At 72.6% G+C, this 18,088-nt stretch carries 14 protein-coding genes and 4 pseudogenes; 9 read left to right on the forward strand and 9 right to left on the reverse strand.

What is annotated here, in order from left to right; translation table 11 throughout:
* Positions 1-44: 44 nt before the first annotated feature.
* The 6 genes and pseudogenes from ACWCPM_RS29395 to ACWCPM_RS29420 form a co-directional block, all read right to left on the reverse strand.
* Positions 45-878: an N-formylglutamate amidohydrolase gene (locus ACWCPM_RS29395; RefSeq protein WP_450979300.1), complete on the reverse strand. Its 834-nt coding sequence runs from the start codon at positions 876-878 to the stop codon at positions 45-47.
* A 99-nt stretch (positions 879-977) separates the two neighbouring features.
* A complete protein-coding gene (locus ACWCPM_RS29400) occupies positions 978-3,197 on the reverse strand; it encodes an NADP-dependent isocitrate dehydrogenase (protein ID WP_450979288.1) in 2,220 nt (739 codons plus the stop codon).
* A gap of 214 nt (positions 3,198-3,411) precedes the next feature.
* On the reverse strand, positions 3,412-4,506 hold the full coding sequence (locus ACWCPM_RS29405) for a mechanosensitive ion channel family protein (RefSeq protein ID WP_450979289.1): 1,095 nt from the start codon (positions 4,504-4,506) through the stop codon (positions 3,412-3,414).
* A gap of 182 nt (positions 4,507-4,688) precedes the next feature.
* Positions 4,689-4,868 (reverse strand): annotated as a pseudogene (locus tag ACWCPM_RS29410) (amino acid permease); the annotation flags it as partial.
* A gap of 161 nt (positions 4,869-5,029) precedes the next feature.
* Positions 5,030-5,794 carry a crotonase/enoyl-CoA hydratase family protein gene (locus tag ACWCPM_RS29415; protein WP_450979290.1) on the reverse strand — a complete coding sequence of 255 codons (765 nt, stop codon included), beginning with the start codon at positions 5,792-5,794 and terminating at the stop codon, positions 5,030-5,032.
* A 99-nt stretch (positions 5,795-5,893) separates the two neighbouring features.
* Entirely contained in the window at positions 5,894-6,862 is a 969-nt protein-coding gene (locus ACWCPM_RS29420; protein ID WP_450979291.1) for a lysylphosphatidylglycerol synthase transmembrane domain-containing protein, read from the reverse strand.
* Positions 6,863-7,018: 156 nt separating this feature from the next.
* Between ACWCPM_RS29420 and ACWCPM_RS29425 the strand changes: the two genes are divergently transcribed.
* The 6 genes from ACWCPM_RS29425 to ACWCPM_RS29450 all read left to right on the forward strand — a co-directional run bounded on the left by ACWCPM_RS29425 (position 7,019) and on the right by ACWCPM_RS29450 (position 12,990).
* Entirely contained in the window at positions 7,019-8,947 is a 1,929-nt protein-coding gene (locus ACWCPM_RS29425) for an ABC transporter ATP-binding protein (protein ID WP_450979301.1), read from the forward strand.
* Between the two features lie 142 nt (positions 8,948-9,089).
* Positions 9,090-9,419: a deoxyxylulose-5-phosphate synthase gene (locus ACWCPM_RS29430; RefSeq protein WP_450979292.1), complete on the forward strand. Its 330-nt coding sequence runs from the start codon at positions 9,090-9,092 to the stop codon at positions 9,417-9,419.
* A 357-nt stretch (positions 9,420-9,776) separates the two neighbouring features.
* A complete protein-coding gene (locus ACWCPM_RS29435; RefSeq protein ID WP_450979293.1) occupies positions 9,777-10,322 on the forward strand; it encodes a histidine phosphatase family protein in 546 nt (181 codons plus the stop codon).
* Between the two features lie 253 nt (positions 10,323-10,575).
* Positions 10,576-11,226 carry a response regulator gene (locus ACWCPM_RS29440; protein WP_450979294.1) on the forward strand — a complete coding sequence of 217 codons (651 nt, stop codon included), beginning with the start codon at positions 10,576-10,578 and terminating at the stop codon, positions 11,224-11,226.
* A complete protein-coding gene (locus ACWCPM_RS29445) occupies positions 11,223-12,323 on the forward strand; it encodes a sensor histidine kinase (RefSeq protein ID WP_450979295.1) in 1,101 nt (366 codons plus the stop codon). The genes ACWCPM_RS29440 and ACWCPM_RS29445 overlap by 4 nt, the downstream gene beginning before the upstream one ends.
* Before the next feature lie 229 nt (positions 12,324-12,552).
* Positions 12,553-12,990 (forward strand): cupin domain-containing protein, encoded by a 438-nt coding sequence (locus ACWCPM_RS29450; RefSeq protein WP_450979296.1) that lies wholly within the window; start codon positions 12,553-12,555, stop codon positions 12,988-12,990.
* A 30-nt stretch (positions 12,991-13,020) separates the two neighbouring features.
* Here ACWCPM_RS29450 and ACWCPM_RS29455 read toward each other — a convergent pair whose 3' ends face one another.
* Entirely contained in the window at positions 13,021-13,932 is a 912-nt protein-coding gene (locus ACWCPM_RS29455; protein WP_450979297.1) for a cobalamin-binding protein, read from the reverse strand.
* Positions 13,933-14,044: 112 nt separating this feature from the next.
* Between ACWCPM_RS29455 and ACWCPM_RS29460 the strand changes: the two are divergent.
* Positions 14,045-14,181: pseudogene (locus tag ACWCPM_RS29460) on the forward strand (acyl-CoA dehydrogenase family protein); the annotation flags it as partial.
* Positions 14,178-15,245: an enoyl-CoA hydratase/isomerase family protein gene (locus tag ACWCPM_RS29465; protein WP_450979298.1), complete on the forward strand. Its 1,068-nt coding sequence runs from the start codon at positions 14,178-14,180 to the stop codon at positions 15,243-15,245. The pseudogene ACWCPM_RS29460 and the gene ACWCPM_RS29465, both read left to right, overlap by 4 nt.
* A gap of 147 nt (positions 15,246-15,392) precedes the next feature.
* Here the strand turns inward: ACWCPM_RS29465 and aceB are convergent, their stop codons facing one another.
* Positions 15,393-16,991: a malate synthase A gene (aceB, locus tag ACWCPM_RS29470; RefSeq protein WP_450979299.1), complete on the reverse strand. Its 1,599-nt coding sequence runs from the start codon at positions 16,989-16,991 to the stop codon at positions 15,393-15,395.
* Positions 16,992-17,096: 105 nt separating this feature from the next.
* Positions 17,097-17,585, reverse strand: a pseudogene (locus ACWCPM_RS29475) (isocitrate lyase); the annotation flags it as partial.
* 88 nt (positions 17,586-17,673) lie between these two features.
* Here ACWCPM_RS29475 and ACWCPM_RS29480 point away from each other — a divergent pair.
* Positions 17,674-17,871 (forward strand): annotated as a pseudogene (locus tag ACWCPM_RS29480) (short-chain fatty acyl-CoA regulator family protein); the annotation flags it as partial.
* Between the last annotated feature and the right edge of the window lie 217 nt (positions 17,872-18,088).

Below are 18,088 nucleotides of genomic sequence, written 5' to 3' on the forward strand. Positions count from 1 at the left end.
CGTCAGGGGGGGGCAGGCCGGTCTCGATGGGTGGAGCGTCCGCTTCAGCGGGACAGGGCGTCCACCAGTCGCGCCAGTGCCGAGGCGAGCCGGGGCAGCCCGGGGCCGGCCGGTCCGCCGGGCTCGGTCATGTAGGCGTCCCGGCGGATCTCCACCATCAGAGCGGACACCCGGGGCTCGGTCCCGTAGAACTCCAGGGGCACGTACGTCCCGCTGAACGGGCTGTCCAGGCCGACCTCGCCGACCTCCGAGAACGCCTCCCGGGCCGCCGCGAGCAGCGCGGGCGGGGTGTGGAACGAGTCGGTGCCGAGACAGACGGCCGGCCGCGGTCCCCGCCCGTGCAGCTCGTAGGGCAGCCGGCGGCTCGGGTACGAGTGCACGTCGATGATCACGGCCCGTCCGGCCGCCGCCAGCCGTCCGGCGACGGCGTCCGTCATCGCCCGCGCGTAGGGCCGGAAGTACCGCTCGACGAGCGGCCCGGGATCGCATCCCGCGTCCCGTAGTGCCTCACCGTGCGTGGTCCTCGTGTAGACGGCACCCATCCCGACGGCGAGCATCTCCTCCCGCTCGTCCGGAAAACGCTCCGGGTCCACGACCAGCCGCGACAGCCGGTTGACGAACCGCCAGGGCGCCACCTGGGCCGCCTCGGCCGCCTCCCGGGCGATCCGCGCGGTGTGCGCGTCCGTGATGTGGTCCAGCTCCCGCTCCAGCGCCTCGTCTCCCAGCACGATCCTCTGGCGTACGTCGGGGGGTATCTCCCGCGCGGAGTGCGGCACGTGCAGGATCACGGGCGAGTCACCGGCCCCGGGCAGCAGCTCGTAGGACGACGGCGTGGGGCTGGTCACGGGCGGCTCCCGGAGGTCGGCGGGGCAGTGCATGATCAAGGTGCCACATCGCCCCCGCACACGGCTCCGCCCCGGCCGGACGGTGCGCCGGTCGGGGCGGAGACGGAGACGGTGGCCCTGCGGGCCGGGGCGTCAGCTCAGGGAGCCGAGCACCTCGTTCCAGGTGGCCGACGGCCGCATGACCGTCGCGGCCTTGGCCGGGTCGGGCTGGTAGTAGCCGCCGATCTCGGCGGGCTCGCCCTGCGCGGCGATCAGCTCGTCGACGATCTTCTGCTCGTTCGCGGCGAGCGTCTCGGCAAGCGGCGCGAAGGCCTTCGCCAGCTCGGCGTCGTCGGTCTGCTTGGCCAGCTCCTGCGCCCAGTAGAAGGACAGGAAGAAGTGGCTGCCGCGGTTGTCGATGCCGCCGACGCGACGGGTCGGGGACTTGTCCTCGTTGAGGAAGGTCGCCGTGGCGCGGTCCAGGGTGTCCGCGAGGACCTGGGCGCGGGCGTTGCCGGTGACCTTCGCGTACTGCTCAAGGGACGGGACCAGCGCGAAGAACTCGCCGAGCGAGTCCCAGCGCAGGTAGTTCTCCTTGACCAGCTGCTGGACGTGCTTCGGGGCGGAGCCGCCGGCGCCCGTCTCGAACAGGCCGCCGCCCGCCATCAGCGGGACGACCGACAGCATCTTGGCGCTGGTGCCCAGCTCCAGGATCGGGAACAGGTCGGTCAGGTAGTCGCGCAGCACGTTGCCGGTGACCGAGATGGTGTTCTCGCCGCGGCGGATGCGCTCCACCGACAGCTTGGTGGCCTCGACGGGGGCCAGGACGCGGATGTCCAGGCCCGCGGTGTCGTGCTCGGCCAGGTAGGCGTCGACCTTCTCGATGAGGTTGGCGTCGTGGGCGCGGGTGGCGTCCAGCCAGAACACCGCCGGGTCGCCGGTGGCGCGGGCGCGGGTGACGGCCAGCTTCACCCAGTCCTTGATCGGGGCGTCCTTGGTCTGGCAGGCGCGGAAGATGTCACCGGCGGAGACCGTCTGCTCGATGACCGCGTCGCCGTTCGCGTCGACCAGGCGGACCGTGCCCGTGACGGGGATCTCGAAGGTCTTGTCGTGGCTGCCGTACTCCTCGGCCTTCTGCGCCATGAGGCCGACGTTCGGGACGGAGCCCATCGTCGAGGGGTCGTAGGCGCCGTGGGCGCGGCAGTCGTCGAGCACGGCCTGGTAGACACCGGAGTACGAGGAGTCCGGGAGCACCGCCAGGGTGTCGGCCTCCTGGCCGTCCGGGCCCCACATGTGGCCGGAGGTGCGGATCATGGCCGGCATGGACGCGTCGACGATGACGTCGGACGGCACGTGCAGGTTGGTGATGCCCTTGTCGGAGTCGACCATCGCCAGCGCCGGGCCCTCGGCGAGCTCGGCGTCGAAGGACGCCTTGATCTCGGCGCCCTCGGGCAGGGCCTCCAGGCCCTTGTAGATACCGCCGAGGCCGTCGTTCGGGGTGAGGCCGGCCGCGGCGAGCTTGTCGCCGTACTGGGCGAACGTCTTCGGGAAGAAGGCGCGCACCACGTGCCCGAAGATGATCGGGTCGGAGACCTTCATCATCGTGGCCTTGAGGTGCACGGAGAACAGCACACCCTCCGCCTTGGCCCGGGCGACCTGCGCGGTCAGGAACTCGCGCAGCGCGCCGACGCGCATCACGGAGGCGTCGACGACCTCGCCGGCGAGGACCGGTACGGACTCGCGCAGGACGGTGGTGGAGCCGTCGTCGCCCTTGAGTTCGATCCGCAGGGTGCCGTCCTCGGGGATGACGACGGACTTCTCGGTGGAGCGGAAGTCGTCCACGCCCATGGTCGCCACGTTCGTCTTGGACTCGCCGGTCCAGGCACCCATGCGGTGCGGGTGGGTCTTGGCGTAGTTCTTGACCGAGGCGGGGGCGCGGCGGTCCGAGTTGCCCTCACGCAGGACCGGGTTCACCGCGGAACCCTTGACCTTGTCGTAGCGGGCGCGGATCTCGCGCTCCTCGTCGGACTTCGGGTCGTCCGGGTAGTCCGGAAGCGCGTAGCCCTGGCCCTGGAGCTCGGCGACCGCGGCCTTCAGCTGCGGGATGGACGCCGAGATGTTCGGCAGCTTGATGATGTTGGCCGCGGGCGTCTTGGCCAGCTCGCCCAGCTCGGACAGGGCGTCCGGGATGCGCTGGTCCTCGGTGAGGTACTCCGGGAACACCGCGATGATGCGGCCCGCCAGCGAGATGTCCCGCGTCTCCACGGCGACACCCGCCTGCGAGGCGTACGCCCGGACCACCGGCAGGAACGAATACGTCGCCAGGGCGGGGGCCTCGTCAGTGTGCGTATAGATGATGGTCGAGTCAGTCACCGGGTGCTCCGCTCCACGTCTGCAACATTGCTCGACATCAAGATATCTCGTGCCGGGGCACCGCTCGACAGGGGTCCGAGTGATTCCGGGCATCCGGCCGCGCCCCGCGGCCCGGGTGAGCGGACACCGCAGCTCACGGCGGACCCGGCCCGCGGTGAGCGGCGGATCACCGGGCGTGACGAGCACGCCCGGCCACCCTCGGACCCACGGTCGCTCAGTCCAGGCGGAAGGCCGCCAGGTCGTCCGTCTCGTCGGCGCCCCGCTGCTGCGGAATCGATCCCGTGCCCGGCTCCAGGAACACCCTGCGCGCCGGGACCGGGATGCGGATGCCCTCGGCCCGGTACCGCTGGTGCAGCCGCTTGATGAACTCGTGCTTGATCCGGTACTGGTCGCTGAACTCGCCGACACCCAGGATGATCGTGAACCCGATCCGGGAGTCGCCGAAGGTGTGGAAGCGGACCGCCGGCTCGTGGTCCGGGACGGCGCCGTCGATCTCCGTCATCACCTCGGCGATGACCTCCATCGTCACCCGCTCGACCTGCTCCAGGTCGCTGTCGTACGCCACACCCGCCTGGAGCAGGATCGTCAGCTGCTCCTCGGGGCGGTTGTAGTTGGTCATGTTCGTCCCCGCGAGCTGCCCGTTGGGGATGATGACCAGGTTGTTGTTGAGGTTGCGGATGGTGGTCTGGCGCCAGTTGATGTCCGTGACGTAGCCCTCCTCGCCGCTGCTCAGCCGGATGTAGTCGCCGGGCTGGACGGTTTTGGAGGCGAGGATGTGGAGGCCCGCGAAGAGGTGCGCCAGGGTGTCCTGCAGAGCCAGGGCGACGGCCAGACCGCCGACGCCGAGGGCGGTGAGCATCGGGGCTATGGAGATGCCCAGCGTCTGGAGCATCACCAGGAAGCCGATCGCGAACACCGCGACCCGGGTGATGTTCACGAAGATCGACGCCGAGGCCGCGACCCCGGACCGGGACTGCGCGACCGTACGCACCAGGGCGGCGACCGCGCTTGCCGAGGCCGCCGACACGACGAGGATGAACAGCACCGTCAGGGACTGGTTGACGTGGTGCTGGACCGTGCGGGTCAACGGCAGCAACCCTCCGGCGGCCGCCGCGCCGCCCACGACGGCCCCCCACGGCACCACGGTCCGCAAGGCGTTCACGATCACGTCGTCGCCGCCCCAGCGGGTCCGCAGGGCGTGCTTGCCCAGCCAGCGCAGCAGCGTGCGCAGCAGGAACGCCGCCAGCAGACCGGCCGCGAGGGCGATCCCGGCGAGTATCAGATCGTCCAGGGTCAGCGCGCGGGTCATCGGTCACCTCCGGGGAAACACTCTGCGGCATACCGGATGTGAAGTCGCGTCAAGTTGTCACCTGCTCGAAGACGGGATGTGCGAGCGCGCCGGCCCCTGATGACGGGGCGGCGCGATGGCTCATCCTGCCGTATCCAGCACACCAGTTCGCACCTGGAGCGGTGGCCGGACCGCCTGGAGCAGACGATTTCCTGTGCCGTTCCGGCCTGTTGACGGTCCGAGCCGTACGCGGCGGTCGTGGGCGTTCCGTACGAACGGCGGGCGGGGCACCACCACGCGGTGGCGAGGACGAGTACGACGACCAGGGTGACGGAGGCGTGGTGCATCGTGTCCACCGTCACCGGCGAGGACCGCGACAGGCAGAGACAGGACGGTGTGCGTGGAGCGTGTGGTGCCGGGGCCGGCTCGGCGCGGGTACGCGCGGGCGTCGGCCGGCGTCGCCGCTGAACGAGTGGGGTGTTCCCGCGTGGAGGGGGAGCGGGGAGTGCCGGGTCGGCTCGGCGGGGGTGCGCGGGGCTCGTCCTCAGCCGTCCGTGAATGAGCCGTGCCGTCCGGCTCCCGCGGCGAAGCGGGCGGCGCCCTCCAGACTCGCCGCCAGCACGCCCATGCCGTGCCGGAGCTCCCCGCGCATCGCCGCCGTTTCGTCGAGGCCCTCCTGCTCCGCGACGGAGGCGCGGTCGGCCCGCAGGCAAGCCTGCGGGAAGCGGGCGATCGCGGCGGCCAGTTCCTCGGCCTCGGCACGGGCCCGGCCGGTCGGGACGACACGGCTGGCGAGCCCCATTTCCAGCGCCTCGCGGGCCGACACCGGCCGCCCCGTGAGGATCATGTCCAGGGCGCGACCGGTACCGATCAGCCGCGGCAGCCGTACCGTGCCGCCGTCGATCAGCGGGACACCCCAGCGGCGGCAGAAGACCCCGAAGACCGCGTCCTCCTCGGCCACCCGCAGATCGCACCAGAGCGCCAACTCCAGGCCGCCCGCGACCGCGTGCCCCGCGACGGCCGCGACGACCGGCTTGGTCAAGCGCATCCGGGTCGGCCCCATGGGCCCGTCACCGTCCTCGGCGACCCTGTTGCCGCGCTCGGTGCCGATCGCCTTGAGGTCCGCCCCCGCGCAGAAGGTGCCGCCCTCACCCCACAGCACCGCCACCCGCGCCTCGTCGTCCGCCTCGAACTCACGGAACGCGGAGGCGAGTTCGGCCGCCGTCGGGCCGTCCACCGCGTTGCGGGCCTCGGGGCGGGAGAGGATGACCGTGGTGACGTGCCGCTGACGCTCGACACGGACCGCCATGGTGGTGCCCCCTTCGTTCGTTCTTCGCTCGGTCTTCGCTCGGCCTTCGTTCGGTTCCACGTTCGCCGAAGGGCAGCACGCTACTGGTCCGGGCCGGCGTCAGATCACCTTCAGCCGGACCAGCGCTCCCAGTGTCAGCGCCCCCGGCAGCAGCGGCAGCCACAGCGTGATGACGCGGTAGGCCAGAACCACCGCCGTGGCCACCGCGGCCGGGCTGCCCGCCGCGACCAGCGCGACGATCAGCGCCGCCTCGACCGAGCCGAGCCCGCCCGGTGTCGGCACCACGGCGACGGCCACCGTCGCGGCCAGATACGCGAGGACGATGTGCCACAGCGGTATCTCCAGCCCCAGCGCCAGCCCCACCGCGACCAGCCCGGCCGCCTGCAACGCGGGGAACGCCAGCGAACCGCCCCACAGGGCCAGCGCCCGCGACGGACGGGTGTGGACCGAGCGGGCCTCGCCCAGCGCCGTGCGCACGAAGGAGGACACGGCCGAGCGCAGCCGCCGTACGACCAGCACCACCGCCACCGCCGCCAGCGCGACCGCGCCCAGCACGAACAGCAGCGGGCCTGCCGCGTTCCCCGGCAGCAGCGTGCCGAGCCGCAGCGCGCCGGGGAAGACGATCAGCAGGACGGCCAGCATGCCGACCCGGGCGATGCTCTCGGCGAGCAGATAGAGCGCCACCGCCGCCGACGAGCGCGCCAGCGGCAGCCCGCACACCGTCATGAACCGCAGGTTGACCGCGCTGGATCCCAGCCCGGTCGGCAGCATGTGGTTGGCGGCCATCGCCGCGACCTGGGTGGCGAGCAGCCGGAAGCCCGGCAGCCGCTCGACGACCGCGCCCTGCCGCGTCACCGCCATGGCGACCCAGGTCAGGCAGGTGGCGCCGCCCGCGGCCAGCAGCCAGGGCCACTTGGCGGTCGCCAGATGGTGGAAGCCCTCGGCGAGCACGTCGTGGTGCCGCACCCCGAGGCAGGCCACGAAGGCGAGCGGGATCAGGCCCAGGATGAGCCGGTAGGGGATGCGTCGGGGGCGCCGTCCGGCCGGTCGTTCTTCTGCCGCTGTCACACTTCGAGAGGTTTTCCGCACCGCCCCAACTGCGGGTTGCGGAAGCGCGGACGGGGGATTACGTGCGGGAAGCCGGCCGACAACGATCTTCACGGCGGCCCGCGCGGAACGCTTGACCTCAAGTTTGGTCGAGGTTCTATGTTCGCCCCCATGAGCATGGAGACCACGGCGTGGACGCAGTTGTACAGCGTCATGAACGCCACAGAGGAACGCCGCGCGTTCGCCCGCGCCACGCTGCGCCGGATCGCCGCGTTCGCCCGCCCGCACCGCCCCCGGATCGTGCTGTTCGTGCTGCTCGGGGTCGCCACCGCGCTGCTCGCCGTCGCGACCCCGGTCCTCGCCGGACGGGTCGTCGACGCGATCGTCACCGACGGCGACGAGCGGACCGTCGTACGGCTCGCACTGCTCATCGCGCTCATCGCGGTGGTGGAGGCGGCCCTCGGCATCCTCGCCCGCAGGCTCTCGGCGGCGCTGGGGGAGGGGCTCATCCTCGATCTGCGGCGGGCCGTGTTCGACCATGTGCAGCGCATGCCGGTCGCGTTCTTCACCCGCACCCGCACCGGAGCGCTCGTCAGCCGGCTCAACAACGACGTGATCGGCGCCCAGCGGGCGTTCAGCAACACCCTGTCCGGAGTGGTCAGCAACCTCGTCACGCTGGTGCTCACCCTCGCCGTCATGCTCACGCTGTCCTGGCAGGTCACCCTGCTCGCCCTCGCACTCCTGCCGGTCTTCGTGATCCCGGCCCGGCGGATGGGCAGCCGGATGGCCGGAATGCAGCGCGAGGCGGCGACGCTCAACGCCGCCATGGGCACCCGGATGACCGAGCGCTTCTCCGCCCCGGGCGCCACCCTCGTCAAACTCTTCGGCCGGCCCGAGGAGGAGTCGGCGGAGTTCGCCGTGCGGGCCCGCCGGGTCGCGGACATCGGTATCCGCACGGCGACCGCGCAGTCCGCGTTCATCACCGCGCTGACCCTGGTGTCGGCGCTCGCCCTCGCCCTGGTCTACGGCCTCGGCGGCTGGTTCGCCCTGCGCGGCAGCATGGAACCCGGTGCGGTCGTGGCCCTCGCCCTGCTGCTGACCCGCCTGTACGCGCCCCTCACGGCGCTCGCAGGGGCGCGCGTCGAGGTGATGAGCGCCCTCGTCAGCTTCGAGCGGGTCTTCGAGGTGCTCGACCTCGAGCCGCTCATCGAGGACGCGCCGGACGCCGTCGAGGTACCCGAAGGGCCGGTGTCGGTCGAGTTCGAGAACGTCCGCTTCGGCTACCCCTCAGCAGACAAGGTCTCCCTCGCCTCGCTGGAGGAGGTGGCGTCCCTCGACAGCCGGGGCGGCGCCGAGGTCCTGCACGGCGTCACCTTCCGCGCCGAACCCGGCCGCACCGTCGCCCTCGTCGGTTCCTCCGGCGCGGGCAAGTCGACCGTCGCACAACTCCTGCCGCGCCTGTACGACGTCGACGGGGGCGCCGTCCGCGTGGGCGGCGTCGACGTCCGGGACCTGAGCGCGGGCTCCCTGCGCGCCACCGTCGGCATGGTCACCCAGGACGGCCACCTGTTCCACGACACGGTCCGCGCCAACCTGCTGCTGGCCCGCCCCGAAGCGAGCGACGGCGACCTGTGGGACGCCCTGCGCCGGGCCCGCCTCGACACCCTCGTCCAGGCCCTTCCCGACGGCCTCGACACCGTGGTCGGCGAACGCGGCTACCGCCTCTCGGGCGGCGAACGCCAGCGCATGACCATCGCCCGCCTCCTGCTCGCCCGTCAGCGGGTGGTGATCCTCGACGAGGCCACCGCCCACCTCGACAACACCTCGGAGGCGGCCGTGCAGGAGGCCCTCACCGAGGCACTCCAGGGCCGCACCGCCCTCGTCATCGCCCACCGCCTGTCCACCGTGCGCAACGCCGACCTGATCCTCGTCCTGGAGGGCGGACGGGTCGTCGAACGGGGCACGCACGAGGGGCTGCTGGCCGCGGGGGGACGGTACGCGGAGCTGTACCGCACGCAGTTCGAGGAGGGGCACAGGGAGCCGACGGACACGACAGTCACGGCGGAGGTCGCCGGGGTCGCGGGGGTCGCCGAGCTGACGGTATAGCGGCAGCGGCGGGGCGCCGGCCGGGCCGGCGGGCCGCACGCTCCGGCGTCCGGGCCGCACGCTCCGGGACCCGGCGCAGAAGGGGGTGCCGCGCCTCCAAGTCGCGTCGCCCCTCCGCGTGGCCGCCACCTACGCTGGCGCCATGTCCCACGCGAAGACCTCCTACGTCTGCCTGCCCTGCCGGGCCTCGTACAAGCAGCCCTACGACCGGGACAGGCAGCGGAGCTGCCCTCGCTGCGCGCAGCCGCTGATCCACGCGGGCTCCGCCTTCGCCGCACCCCGCCGCAGGGACACCGCCGCCTGGCGAACGCTGTCCGTGCTGCTGCACGCCGGTGTCCGCTTCCACAAGAGTTGCTGCGGCGGCCCCGGGTATCGCCCCCGCACCCTGAGCGAGGTACGCGAGCGGATGACGTACGCCCGGCGCAGCGGCGAGCCTTTCGCCAGAGCACTCGTACGGCACGAGGTGCCCTGACACCGGTCGCCGCTCGTGCGCCCGGCCGGACCCGGGTGGATCGAGGTGGACCGGTGTGGACCCGGGAGGACCCCTCCGCCGTCCATCCGTCGGGTCAGGACCTGCCGGTCGGCGGGGCCGGTCCGGCCACCTGCCGGATGGTCTCACCGGCACGGTTGCTGAAGTCTGGTGACCAATGCCGCGGTGGGCTCTCTTCTGGAGGGTCCGTGACCCGTCCCTGTGGGAGAAGGGGGTCGAACGGTGATCGTGCGAGTGACGATGTTGTGCGCCGCCGGGGGAGAAGGCGGCGAAGCACAGATCTTCGGGGACGGTGCTCCGAGCGGCTGCGGCACGCGTCAGCGCGCTGCGCACAGGGCCATGACCGACGCCGTCGTGCCACCGCACTCCCTGGCCCTCCGAGCCCCCTCCGACCGTTGCGCGCGGGCCGCCGAGACCCTGGCGGTCGCGGCCCTTCCCGAGGACGCGCTGCGTGACCTGGACCACGGCGCCTGGCACGGTCGCACCCACGAGGACATCGAGGCCGAGGACCCCTACGGCTACTCGGCCTGGCTGACCGACGCCGAGGCCGCACCGCACGGCGGCGAGTCCGTCGCGGGGCTCTGCCGTCGGACGGCGGAGTGGCTGGATTCGCTGCCCCCCGAGGTGGGCCGCGTCCTCACGATCACCGAGGCCGCCGTCGTCCGGGCCGCGCTGGTGCACGGCCTGTCGGCACCCGCCCGCGCCTTCTGGCACCTCGGTGACCCGGCCGCGGTCACGCTGACGAGGCGGGACGGCTGCTGGACCGCCCAGCCCGGCCGCATGGCCGTCCCTCGGCAACTGCGCCCCACCGACGACTCCCCCTTCGCCCCGCTGCCGGGCACACCGGCGACGGGAGGGTTTCCGCCACTCCTCGTCCGACCATGAGCGTCATGACCACCGGAGCCGGACCCTGAGCAGTCGGCCCCGAGCAGTCGGCCCTGAGGAGTCGGACCCGGGAGGAGTCGAACCCGAAGCAGCTGAACCCTGAGGCGCCGATACCGGAGGCGCCGATACCGGAGGCGCCGGTACCGGAGGATCCGATTCCGGCGGCGGAGGCGACCCCGGGCGGCGCCCAGCGGCGGAGCCGCTTCGGCCGTGATACGAATCGGACAGTGGTCCGACATCGGCTGGAGCACACGTGATCCGGGTACTGGTGGTCGACGACGAAGCCCTGATCCGCACAGGCTTCGAGCGCATCCTCGACGCCGCCGACGACATCGAGGTCGTGGGGGCGGTGTCCGGCGGCCAGGCTCTGCCGGCGGTGCGCGAGACGTGCCCCGACGTCGTGCTGCTGGACATCCGGATGCCCGACGTGGACGGCCTCACGGTCCTGGGTCACCTTCGCGAACTGCCGGAACCCCCTGTCGTGGCCATGCTGACCACGTTCGACATGGACGAGTACGTGGAGACGGCCCTGCGCTCGGGTGCGGCCGGTTTCCTGCTCAAGGACACCGATCCCGAGGCACTGCCCCTCGCGGTGCGGAGCCTGGCCGGTGGCGGCACGGTGCTGTCGTCCAAGGTGACGCGAACGGTGGTGGAGGGCTATCTGAGCGCCGGGGCCCAGCAGCACCCACGGATCCTGAAGCGGCTGACCGACCGTGAGCGCGAAGTGCTCGTCCTCGTCGCGGAGGGCCTGTCGAACGCCGACATCGCGACCCGGATGCATCTGAGCACCGGCACCATCAAGGACCACGTCAGCGCGATCCTCACCAAACTGGAGGTGAGCGGCCGGGTGCAGGCCGCGCTCTTCGCCCAGCAGGCCGGACTCCTCACCAGGAGGACCGAATGACGCGCCGGCCGCCCCCGCTGGTCCTGGACTGCGCGGCGGTGGGCCTGGCCCTCCTCGACGTCTGGGTCCACTGGGACGCCGAGGAGATGTGGCGGACGGCCTTCGGTCTGGCCGCCGCCGTCGCCCTGCTGCTGCGCCGAAGGCAACCGCTGCTCACCTTCGTCCTCACCCTCCCGGCCGTCCTGCTGTCCGACGCGCTCTTCGCCTGCCTGATCGCGCTGTACACCCTCGCCTCCCTCAGACGTCCGCGGGCCCTGCTGGTCGTGTGCGCCCTGGCCTACGCCATCAGCGACGCGACGCTCCTGCCGTCGCTGGAACTCGATCTCACCGACCCCGCGACGCTGATCAGACTCGGCTACACCTGCGCGACAGCCGCGGCCGCCGTGTTCCTGGGGCAGCTCGTGCAGACACGCCGCGACCTCTCCCTGAGACTGACCGAGATCTCGCAGGCGCGTGACCATCAACAGCTGCTGACCACCCAGGCGGTCCTGGCCAAGGAGCGCGCGCAGCTCGCGCGGGAGATGCACGACGTCGTCTCCCACCAGGTCGGTCTGATCGCCGTGCACGCCGGGGCTCTTCAGGTCGGCACGCGGGATCCCGAGGTAAAGGAGGCAGCCGCGACGATCCGGCGACTGAGCGTGCACACGCTCGACGAGCTGCGCCACATGGTGACCGTCCTGCGCGCCTCCGGTGGCCGCCCCACGGAACTGACCCCGCAGCCGGCCCTCACCGACCTCCGGAAGCTGGCCGACAACTGCGGGATCGAGGCCGAACTCAGGACGGACCTGCCCGAAGATCTCTCGCCCACCGTCCAGCGCGCGGTCTACCGCACGGTCCAGGAGGCCCTGACCAACACCCGCAAACACGCCCCCGGCGCGACGGCGTGCATCGACCTGTCCCACGCCGGCGGCCGCGTCCGCGTCCGCGTGACCAACACCGCGCCCACCCGGACAGCCCTGCCCCTGCCCGGCGCGCACCATGGCCTGATCGGCCTCCGCCAGCGCACCGAGCTCCTCGGCGGCACGATGACCTCGGGTCCCACGAGCGACGGCGGCTACGAGGTCTGCGTGGTGCTCCCGGCGGAGGCCACGACATGAGCGGGCGCGCACTCCGACGGCCGTCACCGGCAACGGGGGCAGCGGGGGCAGCGGGGGCGGCGAGGGCAGCGGGGGCGGTGGCGGCCGGGTGGGGAGCGGGCAGCCCGGTCGGCCCGCCACCGTTTGTGGGGGTTCGCGACCTGGGGCACGGTGAGTGGGGAATCCGCGGGTCACGGATGCGAACTGCGGCCGAACGTCCACTCCAGGCAGTCCCACGGAGGTGTGGTCCATGTCAGAGAACAACCCCGCGCACGAGCCCCCGGCCGGGGGGAGCGACGTCTCGCTGCCGCCAGAGGTCAAGTTGCTGCAGGAAGTCTCTCCGCCCTTCTTCCCCGAGGGCGGTTCGGCGATGACGATCCTCGTCGAGTGGCCTCCTGGTCATCCCGGGCTCCCTCCGCACCGCCACTCGGGGCCGGCGTTCGGCTACGTGATGGAAGGCGCGCTCCGGTTCGAGGTCGAGGGTCGGCCCGAGCAGGTGATCCACGCCGGGGAGACGTTCTGGGAGCCGGGCGGCGACGTGATCCACTACCAGGACGGCAACGCCAGCGCCGAGGAACCGAACAAGTTCGTCGTGACCATGGTGTGCGCGCCGGGTCAGCCCATGCTCACGGTGGTGGACGAGGAAGAGCTGAAGCAACGGACGCACCTGCGCGCCCCGCGCCCCTAGTCCTGGGGCACGGGGTCCGGCAGGTTTGTCTCACAGGCGGCGTGCCTCGGCCGGTGTGACCGGCGCTCCGGCGCGCACGCCCTGCAGGACGTGGGCGAGCACCTCCGCTCCACGCACCACCCGGGGTCCTGGACGGTTGAAGTACGACGGCCCGTCCAGGACCCACACCCGGTCCGCGCGCGCGGCCGGCAGCTCCTGCCACCCGGGCAGCCCGGTGAGCGACTCACGCTCTCGCAGGGTCCGTTCGGGCGGAAAGCCGCAGGGCAGGACGAGCAGCACATCGGGGCGGGCGGCGCGTACCGCGTCCCACGTCATCGGCCCCGTGTGCGCGCCGGGTGCCGCGAGGAGCGGTTCGCCGCCTGCCGCCGCGATCTGCTCGGGCACCCAGTGCCCGGCGGGCCACAGCGGGTCCAGCCATTCGATCGCCACCACCCGGGGCCGGGGCCGGCCGGCGACCAGGGCGCGGACCGCGTCGAGACGGGCGGCGAGCTCGCCCCGGCGACGCCGCGCGTGTTCCCGGACTCCGAGCAGCGCCCCGACCGTGACCAGGCACTCCAGCACGTCGTCCAGCGTGCGCGGCTCCAGGCTCAGCACGCGCGTGCCGGCGTCGAGGCGGCGCACCGCCCGGCCGGCGTCCTCGTAGGAGACGGCGCACACGTCGCACAGGTCCTGAGTGAGGACGACATCGGGGCGCAGCGCCGCGAGTGCCTCGGTGTCCAGGGTGTAGAGCGAGGATCCGGAGTGCGCGGACCCGCCGACGGCGTCGGAGATCTCCCGGCTGGTGAGCCGCTCCTGGTCGAGGTCGGCGCCGGTCACGACAGGTACGGACGCGACGTCCCGCGGCGGCCAGTCGCACTCGTGGGTGCGGCCGACGAGCTGTGCGGACAGGCCGAGTTCCGCGACGATGTCGGTCGCGGCGGGCAGCAGCGAGACGATGCGCATGCCGCGACCCTACGACCTCCGACGGCGGTGTCAGGAGTCCCAGCACGCGGCGATGTCGTCGCCGACACCCACCGGCGCACCCCGGGCGAGGGGTGTCGAAGGCCGAGCCCCGCACCGCGGCCACGGCTGCCTCAGCGAGTACGGGCACTGAGAAGATCGTCCGACCTGCGAGTCCACCGGATGCTGGAAGGAACGAACGAGATCATGCGTGTCATCGTGGCCCACGGCCTGACGGAGGCGTTCGGATGACCGACGTCCTCCTCCGTACGACGGGCCGGGCCGCCCACATCACCCTCAACCGGCCCAAGGCCCTCAACGCCCTCACGCACGACATGGTGCGCCGTATCGACGAGGCGCTCACGCGCTGGGAGCACGACCCGGCCGTGAGGACCGTCGTGATCTCCGGGGCGGGCGGGCGCGGCCTGTGCGCGGGCGGCGACATCCGCGCCATCCACGACGACGCCCGGGACGGCGACGGCACGGCCTCGGCGGCGTTCTGGCGCGACGAGTACCACCTCAACGCCCGTATCGCGCGCTACCCGAAGCCGTACGTCGCCCTCATGGACGGCATCGTGATGGGCGGGGGCGTCGGAGTCTCCGCGCACGGCAGCGTCCGGATCGTCACCGAGCGGTCCAGGATCGCCATGCCCGAGACCGGCATCGGCTTCGTCCCGGACGTCGGCGGCACCCGTCTCCTCGCCCTCGCCCCCGGCGAGCTGGGCACCTGTCTGGCGCTCACCGGTGCGCAGATCGGCGCCTCGGACGCCTTGCTGTGCGGGCTCGCCGACCACCATGTCCCCTCGGTCTCGCTCGGGCCGCTCGTCGACGACCTCGCCGGCCTGCCCGTGCACGAGGCTGTCGCACGGCACGCCACGCGGGGGGCGGCGGGTGAACTGGCCGGTCACCGGGGCTGGATCGACGACTGCTTCTCGGCCGACACGGTCGAGGAGATCGTCCGGCGGCTCCTCGCCCACGGCGACCCGGCCGCCAAGGAGACCGCCGAGACCCTGCTCGCCAAGTCGCCCACCGCCCTCAAGGTCACCCTCGCCTCCCTGCGCGGCGCCCGCCGGCTCGGACCGCTGGAGCGGGTCCTCGACCAGGAGTACCGCGTGTCCTGCGCGAGCCTGAAGGACCCCGACCTGGTGGAGGGCATCCGCGCGCAGATCGTCGACAAGGACCGCGCCCCCCGCTGGTCGCCGGGGACGCTGGCCGAGGTCACCGACGCCGATGTCGAGCGCCACTTCACCTCCCTCGGCGAGCACGAACTCGGCCTCGCCGCAGGGTTCGGCCCCACCGAGGAGGCGGCCCGGTGAGCCGCGGGCCGCGACCGCGTCCGTGACCGCGACCGCGACCGCGCCCAGGACACCACGGTGTCGAGCCCGGTCCGCGCGCACGTCTCGGCGCGGTACCGGCCCCCGACTGCCCGCCGCCGACCGCACCGACGCGCGTGATGCGGCCGCTCACGCTCCGGCCTCCGTCCGCTTCACGAGGTGGCGGGTGTAGGCGTCAGGGGTGAAGAACAGCGGCAGTTCGCCGGCCAGCGCGGTCCGTTCGAAGAGATCCCGGATCTCGTCCAGCGGCGCCCACGGGTACTCGGCGCCGAGCGCCGCCACCTCGTCGTCGAGCAGCCGCAGCACGGTCTCCCGGTCGACGACGCGGTGGCGCAGCCACTGCCAGAGCTGCACGCGGGCGATCTCGGCGGTCGCCGCGTCCTCCATCAGGCCGTACAGCGCCACGGCGCCCTGTCCGCGCAGCCAGGCGGCGAAGTACCGCAGTGCCACCGCGACGTTGGCGCGCACCCCGTCCGGCGTGGGCGGTCCGGCGATGCGGCGTACCGAGAGCAGGTCGGCCGCCGTCACCTCGACGTCGTCGCGGGCGCGGTCGATCTGGTGGGGCCGCCCGCCGAGGACGCCGTCGAAGACCTCGCGGCAGACGGACACCAGACCGGGGTGGGCGACCCAGGAGCCGTCGAAGCCGTCCTCGGCCTCACGTTCCTTGTCCAGGCGGACCTCGGCGAGGGCGGCCTCGTTCGCGGCCGGGTCCTTGCCGGGGACGTGGGCGGCCATGCCGCCGATCGCGTGGGCGCCGCGCTTGTGGCAGGTGCGCACGAGGAGTTCGGTGCAGGCCCGCATGAAGGGGGCCGTCATGGTCACCTGCGCGCGGTCGGGGAGGAGAAAGTGGGTGCGGTGGCCGAACGTCTTGATCAGGCTGAACAGGTAGTCCCGGCGGCCCGCGTTCAACCCCGCGCTGTGCTCGCGCAGTTCGTAGAGGATCTCCTCCATCTCGAAGGCGGCGGTGATCGTCTCGATGAGCACGGCGGCGCGGATCGTGCCGCGGGGGATGCCGAGCAGTTCCTGCGCGAGCACGAAGACGTCGTTCCAGAGCCGGGCCTCGTACCGGTTCTCCAGCTTGGGAAGGCAGAAGTACGGGCCGTGCCCGGCGTCGATCTGCCGCCGGGCACAGTGGAAGAAGTACAGCCCGAAGTCGACGAGCGCGGCGGGGACGGGCCCGCCGTCGAACTCCAGGTGCTCCTCGTCGAGATGCCAGCCGCGCGGGCGCACCATGATGGTGGCGAGCCTGTCCGGCTCCGCCGGCCGGTGCTCCGTGCCCTCGGGCGTGGTGAAGCCGATCCGGCGCTCGACGGCGTCGAGAAGGGTGAGCTGCCCGCCGACGACGTTGTCCCAGAGCGGGGCCGTGGCGTCCTCGAAGTCCGCCGTCCACACCCCGGCGCCGGAGTTGAGCGCGTCGACGGCCGTACGACGGTCGGGCGGGCCGGTGATCTCGACGCGCCGGTCGGTCAGCCCGGGGGCGGGGGGCGCGACCCGCCAGGTGGGGTCGGCGCGGACGGCGGAGGTGACCAGCGGGAAGTCGAGCGGTGAGCCGGACGCCAGTCGCAGCACCTGCCGGCGGCGCTCCTTCCAGAGGTCCAGGCGGCGCGCGCCGAAAGCCTCTGCCAGCCGGCCCACGAAGTCCAGAGCGGCGGGCGTGAGGATTTCGTCGTGCCGACGGCCCCCACCGGCGAGGACGCGGACGTGACGGGTCGGTGCGGTGGTGGGCATCGGGTTCTCCTCAGGAGTGGGAGCGGAGGGGCGGACGGGGACGGTCGCCCGTCCCCTCCGCTCGGCCGTGGGGAGCCCTGCGGTGAGGCTCCCGGACGTGGCGGCCTAGTGGAACTGCTCCTCCTCCGTGGACCCGGCCAGCGCGGTGGTGGAGGAGGCGGGGTTGACGGCCGTGGAGACCAGGTCGAAGTACCCGGTGCCGACCTCACGCTGGTGCCTGACGGCGGTGAAGCCGTGCGCCTGGGCCGCGAACTCCCTCTCCTGGAGGTCGACATAGGCGGTCATGCCGTGCTCGGCGTAACCGCGGGCGAGGTCGAACATGCCGTGGTTGAGGGAGTGGAACCCGGCCAGGGTGATGAACTGGAACTTGTAGCCCATCGCGCCCAGTTCGCGCTGGAACTTGGCGATCTGGTCGTCGTCCAGCGCGGCCTTCCAGTTGAAGGACGGGGAGCAGTTGTAGGCGAGCATCCGGTCCGGGTACCGCGCGTGGATCGCCTCGGCGAACTCGCGGGCCTGGGCCAGGTCCGGGGTGCCCGTCTCGACCCAGATGAGGTCGGCGTACGGGGCGTAGGCGAGACCGCGGGCGATGACCGGGGTCCCGGCTGCCGGGAGGGCAGTCGTCAGGCGCGCGAAGCGCGTCAAGCCCGCAACCGCAAGGTAAGCAGGAATCTCCCGGCCTTCAGCCAGGAGAGCACTTCAATCCGACGGCCTCGACCTCGCCAGCCCGTCCGCCGTGACCCCGATCGGCATGGGCTGCCGCGTCTGCGAGCGCCTGGACTGCCCGCAGCGCGCCGCCCCGCCGCTGGACCGCACGCTGCGGATCGACCAGAACAGCAGCACCTTCGTGCCGTACCCGGTCGAAGAGCCGGGCACGGCGTGACCATCCGCCCGCGAGGACTACGGGGTGTTCGCCCTGGCCCGCAGGAGCATCAGCAGGTGACGGCCGACACGCTCGACGCCCCGGCCGCCCGGCCCATGACGTCCGGCCCGGCGGCCGCCGGCGCCGTACCGGGGCCGTGCCCCGTGCCGTCACCCGGTACGGCCGTCACCCTCGGTGCCGATGTGCCGCGTATGAGCTCACCTGACACGACGGTGTC

Source organism: Streptomyces sp. NPDC002309, from assembly GCF_053593375.1.

Coding starts and splice junctions, on each gene's coding strand:
- ACWCPM_RS29395 (WP_450979300.1), bottom strand. CDS start 878: ATGCACTGCCCCGCCGACCTCCGGGAGCCGCCCGTGACCAGCCCCACG.
- ACWCPM_RS29405 (WP_450979289.1), bottom strand. CDS start 4,506: ATGACCCGCGCGCTGACCCTGGACGATCTGATACTCGCCGGGATCGCC.
- ACWCPM_RS29415 (WP_450979290.1), bottom strand. CDS start 5,794: ATGGCGGTCCGTGTCGAGCGTCAGCGGCACGTCACCACGGTCATCCTC.
- ACWCPM_RS29425 (WP_450979301.1), top strand. CDS start 7,019: ATGGAGACCACGGCGTGGACGCAGTTGTACAGCGTCATGAACGCCACA.
- ACWCPM_RS29430 (WP_450979292.1), top strand. CDS start 9,090: ATGTCCCACGCGAAGACCTCCTACGTCTGCCTGCCCTGCCGGGCCTCG.
- ACWCPM_RS29435 (WP_450979293.1), top strand. CDS start 9,777: ATGACCGACGCCGTCGTGCCACCGCACTCCCTGGCCCTCCGAGCCCCC.
- ACWCPM_RS29445 (WP_450979295.1), top strand. CDS start 11,223: ATGACGCGCCGGCCGCCCCCGCTGGTCCTGGACTGCGCGGCGGTGGGC.
- ACWCPM_RS29450 (WP_450979296.1), top strand. CDS start 12,553: ATGTCAGAGAACAACCCCGCGCACGAGCCCCCGGCCGGGGGGAGCGAC.
- ACWCPM_RS29455 (WP_450979297.1), bottom strand. CDS start 13,932: ATGCGCATCGTCTCGCTGCTGCCCGCCGCGACCGACATCGTCGCGGAA.
- ACWCPM_RS29465 (WP_450979298.1), top strand. CDS start 14,178: ATGACCGACGTCCTCCTCCGTACGACGGGCCGGGCCGCCCACATCACC.
- aceB (WP_450979299.1), bottom strand. CDS start 16,991: ATGCCCACCACCGCACCGACCCGTCACGTCCGCGTCCTCGCCGGTGGG.